Origin of the sequence: Nitrospirillum bahiense, from assembly GCF_007828025.1 — a bacterium.
Classification (GTDB): Bacteria; Pseudomonadota; Alphaproteobacteria; order Azospirillales; family Azospirillaceae; genus Nitrospirillum; species Nitrospirillum amazonense.
The window spans coordinates 82,383-100,156 of the sequence record NZ_VITO01000011.1; the positions used below are offsets into that span (position 1 = coordinate 82,383).

Annotated in this window: 9 protein-coding genes; 6 read left to right on the top strand and 3 right to left on the bottom strand. The window is 68.5% G+C overall.

Annotated features, from left to right (window positions below; genetic code table 11):
* Window positions 1–6: 6 nt before the first annotated feature.
* The 5 genes from FBZ88_RS16975 (at window position 7) to FBZ88_RS16995 (ending at window position 11,280) form a co-directional block, all read left to right on the top strand.
* Window positions 7–5,877: an autotransporter outer membrane beta-barrel domain-containing protein gene (locus FBZ88_RS16975; RefSeq protein WP_145618400.1), complete on the top strand. Its 5,871-nt coding sequence runs from the start codon at window positions 7–9 to the stop codon at window positions 5,875–5,877.
* A 363-nt stretch (window positions 5,878–6,240) separates the two neighbouring features.
* Window positions 6,241–6,852 (top strand): invasion associated locus B family protein, encoded by a 612-nt coding sequence (locus FBZ88_RS16980; RefSeq protein WP_246138708.1) that lies wholly within the window; start codon window positions 6,241–6,243, stop codon window positions 6,850–6,852.
* 41 nt (window positions 6,853–6,893) lie between these two features.
* Complete coding sequence (locus FBZ88_RS16985) at window positions 6,894–9,230, top strand: tetratricopeptide repeat-containing sulfotransferase family protein (protein ID WP_145618401.1); 2,337 nt, start codon at window positions 6,894–6,896, stop codon at window positions 9,228–9,230.
* A 14-nt stretch (window positions 9,231–9,244) separates the two neighbouring features.
* Window positions 9,245–10,408: a glycosyltransferase family 9 protein gene (locus tag FBZ88_RS16990; RefSeq protein WP_211102702.1), complete on the top strand. Its 1,164-nt coding sequence runs from the start codon at window positions 9,245–9,247 to the stop codon at window positions 10,406–10,408.
* A 5-nt stretch (window positions 10,409–10,413) separates the two neighbouring features.
* Entirely contained in the window at window positions 10,414–11,280 is an 867-nt protein-coding gene (locus FBZ88_RS16995; RefSeq protein ID WP_211102703.1) for an alpha/beta hydrolase family protein, read from the top strand.
* A gap of 90 nt (window positions 11,281–11,370) precedes the next feature.
* Here the strand turns inward: FBZ88_RS16995 and FBZ88_RS17000 are convergent, their stop codons facing one another.
* Window positions 11,371–12,597 (bottom strand): AGE family epimerase/isomerase, encoded by a 1,227-nt coding sequence (locus FBZ88_RS17000; protein ID WP_211102704.1) that lies wholly within the window; start codon window positions 12,595–12,597, stop codon window positions 11,371–11,373.
* A 349-nt stretch (window positions 12,598–12,946) separates the two neighbouring features.
* On the opposite strand from FBZ88_RS17000, the gene FBZ88_RS17005 reads away from it, so the two are divergent.
* On the top strand, window positions 12,947–13,234 hold the full coding sequence (locus FBZ88_RS17005; RefSeq protein ID WP_145618403.1) for a type II toxin-antitoxin system RelE/ParE family toxin: 288 nt from the start codon (window positions 12,947–12,949) through the stop codon (window positions 13,232–13,234).
* 93 nt (window positions 13,235–13,327) lie between these two features.
* Here FBZ88_RS17005 and FBZ88_RS17010 read toward each other — a convergent pair whose 3' ends face one another.
* Window positions 13,328–16,522 (bottom strand): efflux RND transporter permease subunit, encoded by a 3,195-nt coding sequence (locus FBZ88_RS17010; RefSeq protein ID WP_145613155.1) that lies wholly within the window; start codon window positions 16,520–16,522, stop codon window positions 13,328–13,330.
* 52 nt (window positions 16,523–16,574) lie between these two features.
* On the bottom strand, window positions 16,575–17,768 hold the full coding sequence (locus tag FBZ88_RS17015) for an efflux RND transporter periplasmic adaptor subunit (RefSeq protein WP_088875356.1): 1,194 nt from the start codon (window positions 17,766–17,768) through the stop codon (window positions 16,575–16,577).
* Between the last annotated feature and the right edge of the window lie 6 nt (window positions 17,769–17,774).

Below are 17,774 nucleotides of genomic sequence, written 5' to 3' on the forward strand. Positions count from 1 at the left end.
GGCCATATGGGGCTTAATACGGGCACGGCGGCGCGGCTGCTGAAGGGCGGTTCCTCCTTGCTGGCGCTGGGCGTCGCGCTGGCGGCGGGGACGGCGCGGGCGCAGGATGTCACGCTCACCGGGGCCACCATCGGCTATGCCAACGCCGGCACGCTGGGGGCGTTGCTGATTGCCGGCACGGCCACCGTGGCGGGCGGCACGGTGGCGGGTATCGCCAACACCGGCGCCATCGCCACCCTTACCAATGACGGCACCCTTACGGGCACTTTTGGCGTGCTGAACCAGGGCAGCATCGGCGCGCTGATCGACAGTGGCACCATCCAGGGCGCCGCCACGGCGCTGCGCAACGAAGGCACCATCGCCAGCCTGACCATCACCGCCAGCGGCGGCCTAAGCGCGAATTCCACCGCTTTTTACAATGGGGGCAGCATCGGCACGCTGGTGAACCAGGGGCGGATCGGCGACGGCATCGGTTTCGGACAGCATGCGCTGTTGAACGTGGGCAGCATCGGCACCTTTCTCAACGGCGGGGTGATCAGCGGCTTTTCCGGCGGCGTGGTCAACCTCGGCACCATGGGCAGCCTGGGCAACACTGGCACCATCGAGGGGCCCGTCATCGCCCTGATGAATCAGGGCACTGTCGGCCGCCTGGACAATGCCGGCATCATCAACGCCGCCGGCACCGCCCTCTATGTCCACACCCTGGGCGGCGTCGGCCTGTTCAACAACAGCGGCCTGATCGCCGGTCAGGCGGGCCTGTGGAACGACGGCAGCATCACCACCCTGGTCAACACCGGCACCCTCAGCGGCGGCACCCAGGCCGGCCTGACCAACCGGGGCTGGATCGGCCAGGTGGACAATGGCGCCACCATCTACGCCCTGCTCACCGGCCTGGACAATGCCGGCACGCTGGACAGCGTCATCAACAGCGGCACCATCATCGGGCGTAGCGACGGCCTGGTGAACGCCGGCACCGTGGGCACGCTCAGCAACAGCGGCACCCTGACCAGCAGCCGGGGGGAGGCGATCTACAACGGCCGGGGCACCCTGGCCGTGCTGGACAACAGCGGCACCATCAGCGGCTACAAGGCCATCGCCAACGCCGCCAGCCTGGGCCAGGTGACCAACAGCGGGCTGATCAGCGGCACGGGGTTCGCGTTCGATCTTTCAGGCACCACGGGGACGGTCAGCAACAGCGGCACCATCATCGGGCCCACCGCCCTGCGCCTGAACAGCGGCGCCACCCTGGCCGGCCTGATCAACCAGGGCACCATCATCGGCAACATCGTGAACCTGTCGTCGGCCCCCCTGACCTTGTCCGGCGGTGCCAGCCTGGGCACCTACACCGGCACCAACGGCGGCCAAGCCATGGTATCCAGTACGCTGGCCAACGTGGTGCTGGGCGGCGGGCGCCTGCTGCTGAACGATGGCGTGGATGTCGGCGGCCACACCCTGGTGAACGCCGGCGCCACCGTGGTGCTGGACACGATGGTCAGTGTCACCGGCGCCTATGCCCAGGCGCAAGGCGGGCTGGACCTGGCCACCATGGCGGCCCGGCTGGTGGTCGGCGGTGCCGCCTTGATCAGCGGCGGCACGGTCATGACATCGCCCGCGCCCACGGCCACCTATCGGGTGGGCGATACCGTGGGTACGTTGGTCCAGGGCGGCACCGGATCCAGCTATGCCGGCGTCACCGTCGCCAGCGGCGTGGCGGGCCTTGCCTTGGCGGGCCGGGCGGGCGGAACCGATCTGCTGGCGGTGGCGGCCAATGATTACATCGGCGATGCCCAGGGCTCACTGGCCAACACCGGCACGCTGGCGGCCGTCACGGCCGTCCATATCGCGGCGACCGGCAGCCTGGCCACTCTGAACAACAGCGGCACCCTGCAGGGGACGGCCTACGCGATCTACGGCGCCGGCACGCTGGACACCGTGGTCAACAGCGGGGTGATCGCCGGCACCATCGTCAATGCCGCCGCCCATGCCCTGACCATCGCCGGCGGCCTCGGGGGTGCCATCGGCACGCTGACCGGCCTGGCGGGCGGCCCGGGACTGCTGCGCAGCGGCGGCGACGTGGTCCTGGCCGGTGGCGCCCTGCTGCTGAACGACGCCATTGATGCCGCCGGGCATACGGTGGCCAACACCGGCGCCACCGTGGCGCTGGGCGGTACACTGACCATCACCGGCGGCTACAGCCAGACCGGTGGCGTTCTGGCGCTGGGCGGCAACACCCTGGTGGTGACGGAGACGGCGCTGCTGAGCGGTGGCACGGTGACGGCCAGCCTGTCCGCCACCGCCAACCGGATGGCGGGAGAGGTCACGGGCACCTTGGTTGCGGGTGGAACGGCCTCGCGCTATGGCGGGGTGGCGGTGGACGTCGGCGTCACCGGCTTGTCGGTGGCCGCGGTGGCGATGACCATCGGCGGTCAGGTGGACCTCGTGGCCACGGCCACCAACGACTATATCGGCGGCACCCTGGCCGCGCTGGAGAACGGCGGCGTGATCACGGCCGCCACGGCTGTCCACATCGCGGCCACGGGCAGCTTGGGCACCGCCGGCAACACCGGTGTCCTGGTGGGCACCGTGGCGGCCGTCGCCAACCTCGGCACCGTCGGCCTGCTCAGCAACCAGGGCACGCTCAGCGGCGTGACGCGCGGCCTCTACAACACCGGCACCATCGGCGCCGTGACCAACAGTGGCCTGATCACCGGCGCGACCGCGTTATACACCAGCGGCAGCATTGGTGCCGTCGGCAACAGCGGGGTGATCGCGGGGCGGATCATCAACGCCTCGCCCAACGCGCTCAGCATCAATGGCGGCCCCAGTGGCGCCATGGGCACCCTGACGGGGCTGGCCGGCGCGCAGGGGGCCATTGTCAGCACCGGCGCCGACGTGGTGCTGCCGACCGGCAGCCTGCTGCTGAATGACGCGGTGGACGTGACTGGACACACGCTGGTCAACAGCGGGGCGGCGGTGCTGCTGGCCAGCATCGTCAGCGTGACGGGCAACTATGTTCAGACGGGCGGCACCCTGGCGGCGGGCATCGGCGGGGCCTCCATGGGTGGATTGGTCGTCAGTGGGGCGGCCAGCCTGACGGGCGGCACCGTCGCCGTGGCGGCGATGGCCGGATCCAACCTGCTGGCGGGCGACAGCTACACCATCGTGGCGGCCGGCAGCCTGACCGCCACGGGCCTGACCGCCGCCGCCAGCGGCTTCACCGCCACCCTTGGCACGACCACCAGCGGGGCCGCGACCGACCTGGTGCTGACGCTGGTCAGCGACTATATCGGCGGCACCCTGGGCACCCTGACCAACAGCGGTGTGCTGTCGGCCACTACCGCGGTGATGATAACGCCGGCGGGCAGCCTGGGCACCCTGGCGAACACCGGCGCCATCCTGGGGGACGTGGTGAACGCCAGCGCCAACGACCTGGTGGTGACGGGCGGCAGCGGCGGCACGGTGGGCACGCTCGCCGGCGGCATCATCCACAATAGCCTCAGCAACCTGGTCTTCGCCGCCGGCGATCTTAGCCTGGGCGACGCCATCGACGCCGCGGGCCACACGGTGGTCAACGGCGGCGCCAACATCGCTTTGTCGCGCGACGTGGCCATCACCGGCGCCTACAGCCAGACGGCGGGCACCCTGGTCGCCGCTGGCCACGTGTTGAGCGTCAGCGACGCGGCGCGTGTGATGGGCGGCGTGGTCTCGGCCGGGGTGGACGCCGGCGGAACCTACCAGGTGGGCGACAGCGTCACCCTGATCCACGGCGGGGCGGGGTCCAGCTACGCGGGCGCCACGGTCACCAGCGGCGTTGCCGGCCTGTCGGCCACCGGCGCCACCGGCGGCACCGACCTGCTGGCCGTGGCCGGCAACGACTATGTCGGTGGCGGTCTGGACAAGCTCGACATTTCCGGAACGCTCGCCAACACCGCCGGTGGCGCCACGGCGTTGTACATCGCGGCCAGTGGCGCCCTGGGCACCTTGGCCAACAGCGGCATCATCGCCGGTGACATCGTGAACCAGTCAGCCAATCCCCTGGTGATCAGCGGGGGCACGGATGATGCCCCCGGCACGCTGACCGGCGCCGGCGGGCGGCTGGGGTCCATCACCAGCCGCTTGGCCGACGTGCGCTTCATTTCCGGCACGCTGCTGCTGAACGACCATCTGGACGTCGGCACGCATGGCGTGGTCAACAGTGGCGCCACCCTGCTGGTCAACAGCGCCATCAACATCACGGGCAGCTACAGCCAGACGGGCGGCGGTCTGGTGATCGGTGTCGCCTCCACCAGCAGCTACGGCAGCCTGGTGATCAGCGGCAGCGCCAGCCTGGGCGGCGGATCGGTGACGCTGAAGCCTACGGCAGGTGGGGCGCTGACGGCCGGCAGCTACACCATCGTGTCGGCGGGGGGCGGGCTCAACACCGGTACCCTGGCCCTGGCGGCGGCCGGCTACACGGTGACCAGTTCCACCATGACCAGCGGCGGCCACACCCAGCTGGTGCTGACCCTGAACACCGCCAGTACTGGCACCACGGGCGGGAATACGGGCGGCACTACAGGTGGCAGCACGGGTGGAAATACAGGTGGGGACACGGGTGGGAATACCGGGGGCTCGACCGGCGGCGGGACGGATACCGGGGGAACGGACGGTGGAACGGGCAACACGGGTGGCACAGGAAATACGGGTGGGACGGGCACCGGTGGCGGCACGACCAGCCCACCGCCCCCCGTCGGCTCCCACTATGCCGCGGTTGGCCTGGCCCAGGGTGGGGCGGCCATGGGGGCCGGCGCGGCGCTGGATGCCATCGCCGCCAGCGGCGGCGGTGCGGCAGCGGCCTTCCAGGCGGCGGTGCTGACGCCCCTGTCAGGCTTGCCGGTCATGGCGCAACGGCTGGCGGTGGCGCAGCTTGCGCCCAACCAGACGACGCCGCAGATGACCCTGTCCATGACGGCGCCCACCACCACGGCCATCAGCCAGCACCAGCAGACGGTGGCGGATCTGATGGCCGGCACCGGCGCCTCGGCCGGTTCCGACGGTCAGCAGGGTGCCATCTGGGGGGAAATCCTGGGGGGTGGCGCCCTGCGCGCCAACAGCGCGGATGCGGCCGGGTATCGCGCCAGCAGCGCCGGCCTGGTGCTGGGCGCGGACTGGTATGCCGATGACCAGGTGATGGCCGGCCTGGCCTTCAGCTGGCTGAACAGCGCGGCGGTGGGTCAGGGGGTATCGGCAAACAGCCTGACGCGGGCGGGCAGCTATCAGCTGACGGCCTACGGCGTCTGGCGGCCGGACATCGCCGACCAGCGGCTGTCCATCGCCGGCCAGGTCAGCTTCGGCTACAACCATTACGACCAGCGCCGCTGGATCGATTTCCTGGGCGCCCGCGCCAACGCCAACTATGGGGGGGAGCAGTACCTGGGCAAGCTGACGGTGGGCTATGACCTACCGCTGACGGGGACCTTCACCCTGACGCCGCAATACAGCCTGCGGGCCGTGCGCCTGACCAACCACGGATACCAGGAACACGACGCGGGCGTGGCCGACCTGGCCGTGGACGCGCTGGTGACCAGCAACATCACCCAAGAGCTGGGGGCGACGATGGCCACCCAATTCAATACGGGGCTGGGCGCCCTGGTGCCGGAACTACGCGTGGCCTGGGTGCACGATTACCTGAACGGTCCCGTCGCCACCACGGGCGTGCTGGCCGGCGTGGCTTTCGCCAGCACCACGGCCCAGGTCAGCGCCGACGGTGTCGCCATCGGCGTGGGCGCCACCCTGCGCCAGGGCGATAGTGTCAGCCTGCGCCTGGAATACAGCGGGGAATACCGCCGGGATTATCAGACGCACGCCGGCATCCTGCGTGCCACCTGGGCGTTTTGACGGCGTGGAGGTTCGTCTCAGCGCATGTAGCCGAGGTGTGAACGAATCACCTCGACGTCAGGTCCGCACAGATTTGGCAAAAGTGTGAAAAGCCTCTTGCCATTTACAGACAGCCATTCATTTTTCATCAGAATTGATCAGAGGTCTGCGGGCGATTTGCCCGGGTCTACCCCTGGCACCGCCACCCGCCCTCTAAATGACGCGAAAAAAGCTTTTGAGAGCTTGACCTTGTTATCGCCCTGTTGGTTAGTCCCTTATCGTCCTTCCGTATAGGCTACGGGCGATAGTTAGGACGTGGCGGGACGCCGCCATTTCATTCTATAAGCGGTTAGACCGCATACTTGCAGGGGCCGGAGTACCGAGATGAGCATAGTGGCGAGGGCGGCGTTGGTCGCGATGACGGCCGGCGTGTTGACGGCGTACACCGGGGCGGCCACCGCCACCGTGGCGGCGGAGCCGGTGAAGACACCCCCGCCGGCGACGTCCGTTCCCGCCCCCGCCAACGGCCCGGCCGCCGGCAAAGGCCCCGATGTGACCAAGGCGCCGGGCCCGCTGTGGTCCAAGAGCTGCGCCAAGACCGACGCTGGTGCCGAGATTTGCTATGTCGAGCAGTTCGCCATCGCCACGCCACAGAACGTCATGATGCTGCATGTCCGCGTGGGCTATCTCGGCCCCGACGGCAAGCCGCGCCTGATCCTGGCGACGCCCCTGGGCGTGCTGCTGCAGCCGGGCATAACCTTGGTGGTGGACCAGGACAAGCCCTTGTCCCTGCCGTTCGACGCCTGCCAGCAGGGCGGGTGCGTCGCCGCGGCCGACCTTGAGGACGGCAAGGTGTTGGACCACTTCACCGGCGGCAAAGTCCTGGCGGTGCGTTATATCAATGGCGACAAGGCCGCCGTCGACATCCCGGTGCAGCTGAGCGGCCTGGCCGCGGCGCTGAAGGCCCTGCCGGCGCCGCCCAAGCGCACCCCGTAAGCCACCCGCCCTGACCCATTCCTGAAAAGCGCTGTGAAGCCATGAACACTCAACCGCAGACCACCATGACCGTTGAGCAGGCGCTGGGCCAGGCCCACGCCCATTGGAACGCCGGCCAGGCCGACCAGGCCGAACGGTTGTGCCAGCATGTGCTGGCGCTGTGGCCAGGGCAGTCGGACGCCTTGCACCTGATGGGCCTGATGGCCCACGCCTACGGCAACCTGGACCTGGCGATCGACCATCTGCGACGCGCCTGCCAGGCGCCGCGCGTGCCGGCCGTCTACCTCAGCAACCTGGGTGAGATGCTGCGCCAGCGCGGCCTGCTGGCCGAGGCCGAGGTGGCCGCCCGCCGCGCCGTCACCATGGACAACGCCCTGGTGGCCGGCTGGAACAACCTGGGCATCATCCTGCAGGAAGCCGGCAAGCTGGAAGACAGCCTGACCTGCCTGGAGCGGGTGGTGGCGCTGCAGCCCAACTATGCCGAGGCGCACAACAACCTGGGCAACACGCTGAAGCGCATGGGCCGGCTGGACCAGGCCCGCCAGCGTTACGAATACGCCCTGAACCTGGCCCCGGCCTATGCCGAGGCGCAGAGCAACCTGGCCAACCTGCTGAACGACCTGGGCCGCCCGGACGAGGCCCTGGCCGCGGCGCGCAAGGCCATCGACCTGAACCCGCGCCTGTCGGACGCCTACATCAACGCGGCGGCGGTGGAACTGGGCCGCAACCGTAATGAGGACGCGCTGCGCTGGATCGACGCGCTGCTGAGCTACGCCCCGCTGCATGCCGGCGCCCTGACCGTGCGCGCCACGGCCCTGCGCCACCTGGAACGGCTGGAGGAGGCGTTGGCCGACGCCCGCCGCGCCGTGGCGCAGCAAGCCGACAATGGCGAAGCGCAGAACGTCCTGGGTGAGGTGCTGCAGGCCCTGGGCCAGCATGACGAGGCGCTGGCCGCCTTCGACAAGGCGTCCAAGACCCTGGGCTTCGCCCCCGAAAAGGCCCTGATCAACCGTGGCGTCCTGCTGATGGAACGCGGCGACAAGGCCGAGGCCAAGGCCGCCTTCGAACAGGTGGTGGCGCAGTTCCCGCGCTCCGCCTCCGCATGGTTCAACATGTCGGACCTGCACCGCTTCCAGGCCGGCGACCCGGCCGTGACCAAGATGGAAGCGTTGCTGTACGGCCCCGACCCAGTGCAATCGCAGACCGACCGCACCGCCCTGAACTTCGCCCTGGGCAAGGCGTGGATGGACATTGGTGACGCGGACCGCGCCTTCGGCTACCTGAACGAAGGCAACCGGCAGAAGCGCGCGACCTTCGCCTACGATGCCGCTGCCACAGGCCGCTGGATGGCCGACATCGCCGCCGCCTTCCCGGCCGATGCCCTCAAGAAGGCCAAGTCCAGCCTGGCGGGAAGCGACCAGGCGGTGTTCGTGCTGGGCATGCCGCGTTCCGGCACCACCCTGATCGAACAGATCCTGGCCAGCCATCCCCAGGTGGCCGCCGCTGGCGAGCTGTCGGCCTTCAACAACCTGGTGAACCAGCTGGGCCCGTACCCCCAGATCGCCGGCCATCTGACGCCGGAGATCACCGGCGGCCTGGGCCAGCGCTACCTGGACTTCATCCGTCCCCTGGCGGGCGGCCGTCGCAAGGTCGTGGACAAGATGCCGTCCAACTTCCTGTTCGCCGGCCTGATCAACCTGGCCCTGCCGGACGCCCGCATCATCCATGTGCGCCGCGACGCGGTGGACACCTGCCTGTCCTGCTACACCAAGCTGTTCACCCGTGAGCAGCTGTTCACCTACGACCTGGCGGAGTTGGGGCAGTTCTACCGCGCCTATGAACGGCTGATGGACCACTGGCGCGCCGTGCTGCCTGCCGACCGCTTCATCGAAGTGCGGTACGAGGACGTGGTGGATGACCAGGAAGGCCAATCCCGCCGCCTGATCGAGGCCATCGGCCTGAATTGGGACTCTGCCGTCCTGGACTTCCACAAGACCCAGCGCACCATCCGCACCGCCAGCCTGAACCAGGTGCGCCAGCCCATCTTCCGCAGCAGCATGGGCCGTTGGAAACCGTTCGCGGCCCAGCTGACGCCGCTGCTGACGGCGCTGGGGATCGACCCCAACGCCCCGGACGCTCCAATGGACGTCCCGGCGGCCGTGCCGGCCAAGAAGCCCACCGCGAAGAAGGCGGCGCCCAAGGCCGAAAAGGCGCCTGAGCCGGTGATCGAAACGCCCGCGCCTGAGGCTTCCGCGCCGAAGGCCAAGGCGGCACCTAAGAAAGCCAAGGCCGAAGCCCCGGTGGCTGAGCCTGTCGCCGCCCCCGCCGAGGACGCGGCGAAGCCGTCGCGCAGTCGTCGCAAGCCGGCCGCCAGCTGACAGGGCCTGCCGTCATGGACATGAAGGAACTTGAGCAGCAGGTCCGCCCCATGCTGATCGCGGGGCGGGGTGTCGAGGTCGAGGCCATGATCCGGCCCCTGCTGGCCAGTGGCACGGGCCCTGTGACGCTGTGGGCCCTGCTGGCCCAGGCCCTGCGCGTGCAGGGTCGGGTGCTGGAGGCCAAGCCCATCCAGGAGATGCTGGTGGATGCCCTGCCCGGGCACCTGTCCACCCGCTTCGACCTGGCGGAAACCCTGCTGCTGCTGGGTGAGTTCGACCGCGGCTGGCGGGAATACGCCTACCGCTACAGCCTGGCGCACACCACGCGCATCGAGCGCAAGGTGCAGCGCCCGCGCTGGGACGGCCGTCCCATCCCGGGCAAGACCCTGCTGATCCATGATGAGCAAGGCTATGGCGACACCTTCCAGTTCATGCGCATGGTCGCCTGGGCGAAGGAGAAGAGCCAGGCCAACGTCATCCTGGAAATCAATCATGAAACGGCCAGCCTGGCGCGGCGCATGAAGGGTTTCGACGCCCTGACCCTGCGCGGCGAGCTGCCCCCCTATTTCGACGTGCACGCCGAAATGATGAGCCTGCCCATGATCATGGGCCTGCAGCTCAGCCAGCTGCCCGGCGAGCCCATGCCCTATCTGTCGGCACTGCCCGACCGGCGGGAGCATTGGCGCAAGCGGCTGGAATCCTACAAGGGCCTGAAGGTGGCCTTCCTCTGGGCCGGCCGCCCCACCCATTTCAACGATGCCAACCGGTCCATGGGGCTGGAGATGCTGGCGCCGCTGGCACAGGACGGCGTCACCCTGTTTTCCGTGCAGAAGGGGCCGAAGGAAGAGCAGGCGCTGAACCCGCCGCTGGCCCTGGGCAAGCACGTCGTCAGCCTCAGCCCCGAAATCCGGGATTTCGAGGACACAGCCGCCATCCTGATGGAGGTCGACCTGCTGATCTCCATCGACAGCTCGCCGGTGCACCTGGCCGGCGCGCTGGGCCGCCCGGCTTGGGTCATGATACCCCTGCTGCCGGATTGGCGCTGGCTGCAGAACCGTGACGACACGCCCTGGTATCCGTCGGTCCGCCTCTTCCGCCAGACGGAATGGGGACAATGGGGTCCGGTGGTCGACCGCGTGGCCAAGGCGCTGGCGGAGTTCAAGGCCAAGAAGGGCTGACGGGTATGCGGGCCCGCGCCCTGATGGCTTTGGTGCTGGCGGGCTGCTTGGCCGCCTGCTCCGGTATCCATGGCCGGCAGGAGCGGGGACCCACCCTGGCCCAGGGTGGCGGGTGGCGCTGGGACTATATTTCGGCAGGCAGCTTCGACCTGGCGACGGCGGTCAAACCCTACTCCCCTGGGCCTGGCCGGGGCGAGGATCTGCTGACCGTTTACATCGAAGGCGATGGCTTGGCCTATCTGTCGGCGCGCGAGCCGTCGCAGGATCCCACGCCCACCGATCCCCTGGCGCTGCGTCTGGCCATGGGCCATCCCGGCACCGGGCCCGTCGCCTATCTTGCCCGGCCCTGCCAATACGTCATGGAAACCCGCCCGCGTACCTGCCAGGTGGGCTACTGGACCAAGGCCCGCCTGGCGCCCGAGGTGGTGGACAGCGCCAGCCTGGCGCTGGACCGGCTGAAGGCCGACGCCCATGCCCAGAGTCTGGTGCTGGTGGGATATTCCGGCGGCGGCGGTCTGGCGGCGGTGCTGGCGGAACGGCGCGCCGACGTGGCTGGCCTGGTCACCGTGTCCGGCAACCTGGACTTCGGCCTGTGGACCAAGACGTTGGACCTGACGCCGCTGTCGCAGTCGGTCGATCCCATCACCGACGCCGCCAAGCTGGCGGGCCGGCCCCAGGTTCATTTCGTCGGTGCCGACGACAAGGTGGTGGGCATCGCCATCGCCCAGTCCTTCGTTGCGCATCAGCCCACACCCGCGTCCGCTACCATCATTACCGTGCCCGGCCAAGACCACGGCTGCTGCTGGGCCGCTGCTTGGGCCACCTTGGCCCGGCGGCCAGAGATGAAGGCCATCCCCGGCTGGCTGCCCTGACGGGTCCTTTTCAGGGGCGGTTCCTTTCACGCAGCTTCCCTGCGAGGCTGGGATGCGGGATACGGCCGTTCTGACGTCAGAACAAGGGCTTCAGCCTGGGTGTCCAATGGCGGCCAACGCCTGGTCCAGTTCCTGGATGGCGCAGACGATGTGGTAGAAGCTGCTGGCGGGGGCGGCCTCTTCGACGAAGGTGCCGTCCGGGTTCAGGCGGTCGCGCCACAGGCCTTTCACCGGCGTGTCGAAGTATTTCATCAGGCCGCGCCCGCCGTTGGCGGCCATGGTCCAGTAGGTGTCGCTGCGGTCGGCGTCGTCGCGGGTGGCCAGGGCGGCCAGCACGGCGCACTTGATGCGTTCCGTCTGCGGCCACAGGCGGGCGACGGGGTCGTGGGGGGTCAGGTCGTCCAGCAGGGCGTTCATGGCCACGCCGCGCGCCGGGTCCACGCCCGGCCCCTCGCCCACGGCGATCATGCGCCAGGCGGCGTCGGCGGCCGCCTTGTTGCCGGTCAGGGCCGACCAGCGCAGCATCAGCCACGACCATTCGAACTGGTGTCCCGGCTCGACGATGCGGCCGGGCGTGCCGGCCTGGGGCCGCCAGTCGCCGTCGAAGAACTCCTTCAGCCCGCCCATGTCGTCGTCGATGAAACGGGTGAGCGCCAGGCCCACGATCTCTTCCGCCAGGTCGCGCCAGCCGCTGTCGCCGCCCTGTTCCATCCAGGCCAGCGACGCCTCCAGCATGTGCATGTGCGGGTTGGACAGCAGGGGCAGGGTGCGGGGGTGGCTCTCCTCGAACCCGCCCTGGGCGTGGTGCAGGGTGTCCAGCAGCCGCTGGCGCAAGGCCACGGCCATCTCCTCCGCCCTGCGGTTCTCCGGCGTGGCGCTCTGCGCGGCGGCCAGCGCGAACAGGGCGAAGGCCTGGTCGTACAGCACCACGGTGTCGTCCAGGGCGGTGCCGTCCGGCGCCACCTTGGTGCGGAACAGGCCGTCGGGCCGGCGGTAATGGTTCAGGAAGAAGGTCAGGCCGTGCTCCGCCGCCTCGCGCACCGGGCCGTTCCAGCCGGATTTGGCGGCGACGGAATAGGAATAGACCTGGCGGGCCTGCACCCGGGCGCGGCGGGCGTCGTTGGTGGGCTTGCCGTCCAGCCTCAGCTTCTCATGGAAGCCGCCGTTCACCCGATCCGCCCCCACCTCCCACCACAGGGGGTAGGCTTGCTCCACCAGCCAGGCCTTAAGCTGGCCGCGCACGGCGGCGGCATCGGCCACGGCGCCGGTGGGGGTGGAGTTGGGGGTGATGGAGGATTGGACAGCCGCGTGCATCATGGTTCGCTTTCCGATCGGGCTCTCGGGAGAAATTGCCAAGACGATAAAAGGCGCGTCCCGCGCCGGCCAGGGGCAAGGCGGTAATAATTCGGTGACCGGGTGGTCAGGGAGCGAAGTGGCGGGCACTCGACATCCATCCAGCTCGGTGCCATCTTCTAGGGATGAGCAAGCCGGAACCCATAACGCCGTTGAGCGATGAAGAAGCTGCCGAGTTGGCGGCTTTGACCGCTGCTGTGGCGGAGGCTCGGGCGGATTATCGTGCTATTCCGCACTCTGAGGTGCGGGCCTGGCTGCTGGAGATCGCAGCCGGCAATTTTGACGCGCCTCACCCCACGCCCCGGTAACCTGGATGGCGGAGCAGGTCACGTGGCGGCCCGTCGCTTTTACGGACCTCGCCAAGATTATCGCTCATATCCATGCGGAAAATCCAATCGCCGCCCAGCGTGTCGGCCGTGAATTGCTGCTTGCGGGGGATAGCCTGGCGATTTTCCCAAATCGCGGGCGGCCTGGGCGCGTGCTCGGTACCCGCGAACTGGTGACCATTCGGCCGTACATCATCGTCTATGAAGTGAACGACCGGACGAAAGTGACAATCCTGCGGGTTTGGCACAGCGCCCAGGACTGGCCAGCGCCATAAGGGCGCTCTAAAAAAACGGCCCAGGTCCGGTGAAGGACCTGGGCCGCATCGTAACCGCCGCCTGTAGGGGGGAGAGGAAGGCGGCGGGTGCGATCACTCGGCGGCGTGCTGCGCCGCGTGGCTGCCGATGGCCGGCTGATCCAGCTTCTCATGCGTGATCAGCTTGCCGCCCGCCAGCTTGCGCAGGAGGACGTAGAACACCGGCGTCAGGCCCAGGCCGAAGAAGGTCACGCCCAGCATGCCGAAGAACACGGCGACACCCATGGCATGGCGCATTTCGGCACCCGGCCCCGTCGACATCACCAGGGGCACGACGCCCATGATGAAGGCGATGGAGGTCATCAGGATGGGACGCAGACGCAGGCGGCTGGCCTCGATCGCGGCCTGGACGGGGGTTTTGCCGTGGATTTCCAGTTCACGGGCGAACTCCACGATCAAGATGGCGTTCTTGGCCGACAAGCCCACCAGCACCATGAAGCCGATCTGGGTGAAGATGTTGTTGTCACTGCCCGTCAGCCACAGGCCGGCCAGGGCCGACATCAGGCTCATGGGCACGATCAGCAGGATGGCCAGCGGCAGGGTCAGGCTCTCGTACTGGGCGGCCAGCACCAGGAAGACCAGCAGCACGCTGATGGGGAACACCCACAGGGCGGAGTTGCCGGCCAGGATCTGCTGGTAGGTCAGGTCCGTCCATTCCAGCTTGATCCCCCGGGGCAGGACCTCATGCGCGATCCGCTCCGCGGCGGCCTGGGCCTGGTTGGTGGAATAGCCGGGGGCCGGGCCGCTGTTGATGTCGGCGGCGGTGTAGCCGTTGTAGCGCACCACCATTTCCGGACCATAGGTCGGGCTGACGCTGACCAGCGACGACAGCGGCACCATCATGCCCTGGGCGTTGCGGGTCTTCAGCAGGCCGATGTCGTCGGCATGGGCGCGGAACGGGGCGTCCGCCTGCACCCGCACCTGGTAGACGCGCCCGAAGCTATTGAAGTCGTTGACGTACAGCGAGCCCAGGTAAATCTGCATAGTGTCGAAGACGTCGTTGACCGACACGCCCAACTGCTTGGCCTTCACCCGGTCCAGGTCCACGTTCAGCTGCGGAACGTTGATCTGGTAGCTGGAGAACGTCGGCCCCAGCTCCGGCGTCTTCATGGCCTTGGCAATGAAGTCGTTGGAGGCCTTGGCCATGGCCTCGTACCCCAGGGCGCCGGTATCCTCAAGCTGCAGCTTGAAACCGCCCAGGGTGCCCAGGCCCATGACGGGCGGGGGCGGGAAGACGGCGATGTAGGCGTCCTTGATGCCCGCGTATTCCTTGCGCAGGTTGGCGGCGATCTCGGCGGCCGAGATGTGGCCGGGACGATCGTCGTAATGTTCCAGCGGGACGAAGACGATGCCGGCGCTGGAGCTGTTGGTGAAGCCGTTGACCGACAGGCCGGGGAATGAGACCGCATGGGTCACGCCCGGCTGCTTCATCGCGATCTCCGACATCTTGCGGATGACCTCCTCCGTGCGGTCCAGCGAGGCGCCGTTGGGCAGCTGGGCGAAGGTCACCAGGTATTCCTTGTCCTGGGCGGGCACGAAGCCGCCGGGCACGGTGTTGCCCAGGAAGACGGTGGCACCCAGCAGGGCGACATAAATGCCGACCATGATGCCCTTGTGCCGGATGACGCCGCCCACGCTGTTGCCATAGGCCTGGGACCCGCGGTGGAAGACCTTGTTGAAGCCCCGGAAGAAGGGGCCCAGCACGGTGTTCATGCCGCGCGTCAGCCAATCCTGGCCGTCATGGTGACCCTTCAGCAGCAGGGCCGCCAGGGCGGGGGACATGGTCAGCGAGTTGAAGGCGGAGATGACGGTGGAGATCGCGATGGTCATCGCGAACTGCTTGTAGAACTGGCCGGTCAGGCCGCTCATGGCCGCCAGCGGCACGAACACGGCCACCAGGGTCAGGGCGATGGCGATGATGGGGCCGCTGACCTCGCGCATGGCCTGGTAGGTCGCTTCCTTGGGCGACAGCCCCGCCTCGATGTTGCGCTCGACGTTTTCCACCACGACGATGGCGTCGTCGACCACGATGCCGATGGCCAGCACCATGCCGAACAGCGATAGCGCGTTGATGGAATACCCGAAGGCCAGCAGCAGGGCGAAGGTGCCGACGATGGAGACGGGCACGGCCAGCAGCGGGATGATGGACGCCCGCCAGGTCTGCAGGAAGACGATGACCACGATCACCACCAGGGTGATGGCTTCCAGCAGGGTGTGGATCACCGCGTTGATGCTGGCGCGGACGAACTGCGTCGGGTCATAGACGATGCGGTATTCCACGCCGGGGGGCATGTCGGTGGCCAGTTCCGCCATGGTCTTGCGGACCTCGTCGGAAATGGCCAGCGAGTTGGCGCCGGGCGACTGGTTGATGGCCATGGCCACGGCCGGCTTGTTGTCCAGCAGCGCCCGCAGGCCGTATTCCGAGGCGGCCAGCTCGATGCGGGCCACGTCGCGCAGGTAGGTCACGCCGCCGTCGGCCGTGGTCTGCAGGATGATGTCGCCGAACTCCGCTTCCGTCTTCAGACGGCCGCGGGCGTTCACCGACAGCTGCAGGGGTACGCCCTTCACCGACGGGGACGAGCCGATCACGCCCGCCGCCACCTGGACGTTCTGGTCACGGATGGCCGCCACCACGTCCTCGGCGGTCAGGTTGCGCTGGGCCACCTTCTGCGGATCCAGCCAGACGCGCATGGAATAATCGCCCGAACCCCAGACCTGCACCTGGCCCACGCCCTGGATGCGCTCCAGCCGGTCCTTCACGTTCAGGACGGCATAGTTGCGCAGATAGGTCATGTCATAGCGGTCGTTGGGCGAGATCAGGTGCACCACCATGGTCAGGGTGGGGGAGCTCTTGATCGTCGTGACGCCCAGGCGCTGCACATCCTCCGGCAGGCGCGGCAGCGCCTGCGAGACGCGGTTCTGCACCATCTGCTGGGCCAGGTCGGGGTTGGTGCCCAGCTTGAAGGTGACCGTCACCGCCAGGTTGCCGTCGCTGTTGGCCTGCGACTGCATGTACAGCATGTTCTCGACGCCGTTGATCTGCTCTTCCAGCGGCGCCGCGACGGCTTCGGCGATGACCTTGGGGTTGGCGCCCGGGTATTGGGCGTGCACCACCACGGTGGCGGGCACCACCTCGGGGTATTCCGAGATGGGCAGTTGGAACACGGATATCAGGCCGGCCACGAAAATGGCCACCGACAGCACGCCGGCGAAAATCGGCCTATCGATGAAGAAGCGGGAGATGTTCATGGCTGTTCTCTAAGGGAACGGGCGTTCATCCAGGCACCTCGGGGGTTGCGCCTCACAGGGCGGAACCGGCGGCGGTCTGCCGGGTCTGGGTGGCGGGGTTCTCGCCCGCCATGGCGACGTTCTTGGGCTTCACCGCGTCGCCGGGGCGGGCGAACTGCACGCCGTTGACGACGATGCGCTCCCCGGCCTTCAGGCCCTTGGTGATGACGCGCAGGCCGTCCTGCATGCCGCCCAGGGCGACCTCGCGGTAGGCGACCTTGTTGTCGTCGCCGACCACCAGGACGTACTTCTTGTCCTGGTCGGTGCCGATGGCGCGGTCGTCCACCAGCAGGGCCTCATGCGGGCTGCTGCCGCCCACCTTGATGCGGGCATACAGGCCGGGAACCAGCAGGCCGTCCGCGTTGTCGAACTTGGCGCGCACGCGGATGGTGCCGGACACGGTGTCCAGGTGGTTGTCCACATGCTCCACCGAACCGGTCCGGGAATAACCGTCCTCGGTGGCGAGGCCCAGCTGCACCGGCGCGGTGCCGTCCTTCACGCTGGCGATGTAGCGCAGGTAGGTCTGCTCATCCACGTCGAAGGAGGCGTAGATGGGCGAGACGGAGACCAGCGTGGTCAGGGGCACGCTGGCGGCACCGGCGGCCACGATGTTGCCCACCGTGATCTCCGCCCGGGAAACGCGGCCGTCCACCGGTGCCACGACGCGGGTGTAGCTGAGGTTCAGGCGCGCCACCTCCAGCGCCGCCTCGGCCGCCTTCACGTCGGCGGCGGCGGTGCGGGCGGTGTTCTCGCGATCGTCCAGGTCCCGCTGGGGGATGGCGTTGCTGGTGATCAGCTTGCGGGCGCGCTCCAGGTCCGTGGTGGCGAAGCGCAGGCGCGACTGCGCCGACGCCAGCGCCGCCTCGGCCCGGTCGACCTCCGCCTGGAAGGGGCGGGGGTCGATTGTGAACAGCAGATCGCCCTTCTTCACCAGGGCGCCGTTCTTGAAGTTCACGGCGACGATGGGGCCGGAGATCTGCGGACGGATGTCCACATGCTCCACGGCCTCCAACCGGCCGGAATAGCTCTGCCAGTCGACGACGGTGCGGGCCAGCACCGGGGCCACGTCCACCTCGGCCGCCGGCGGGGCGGCGGGGGTGGAGGCGGCCTGGGCGCCGGAGGGGCCGTGCAGGAAAAAGCCGCCGATGGCGACCAGGGCGACGCCGGCGGCCAGCGCCAGCACCAGCTTCGTGCGCGTGTTGGACATGAATGA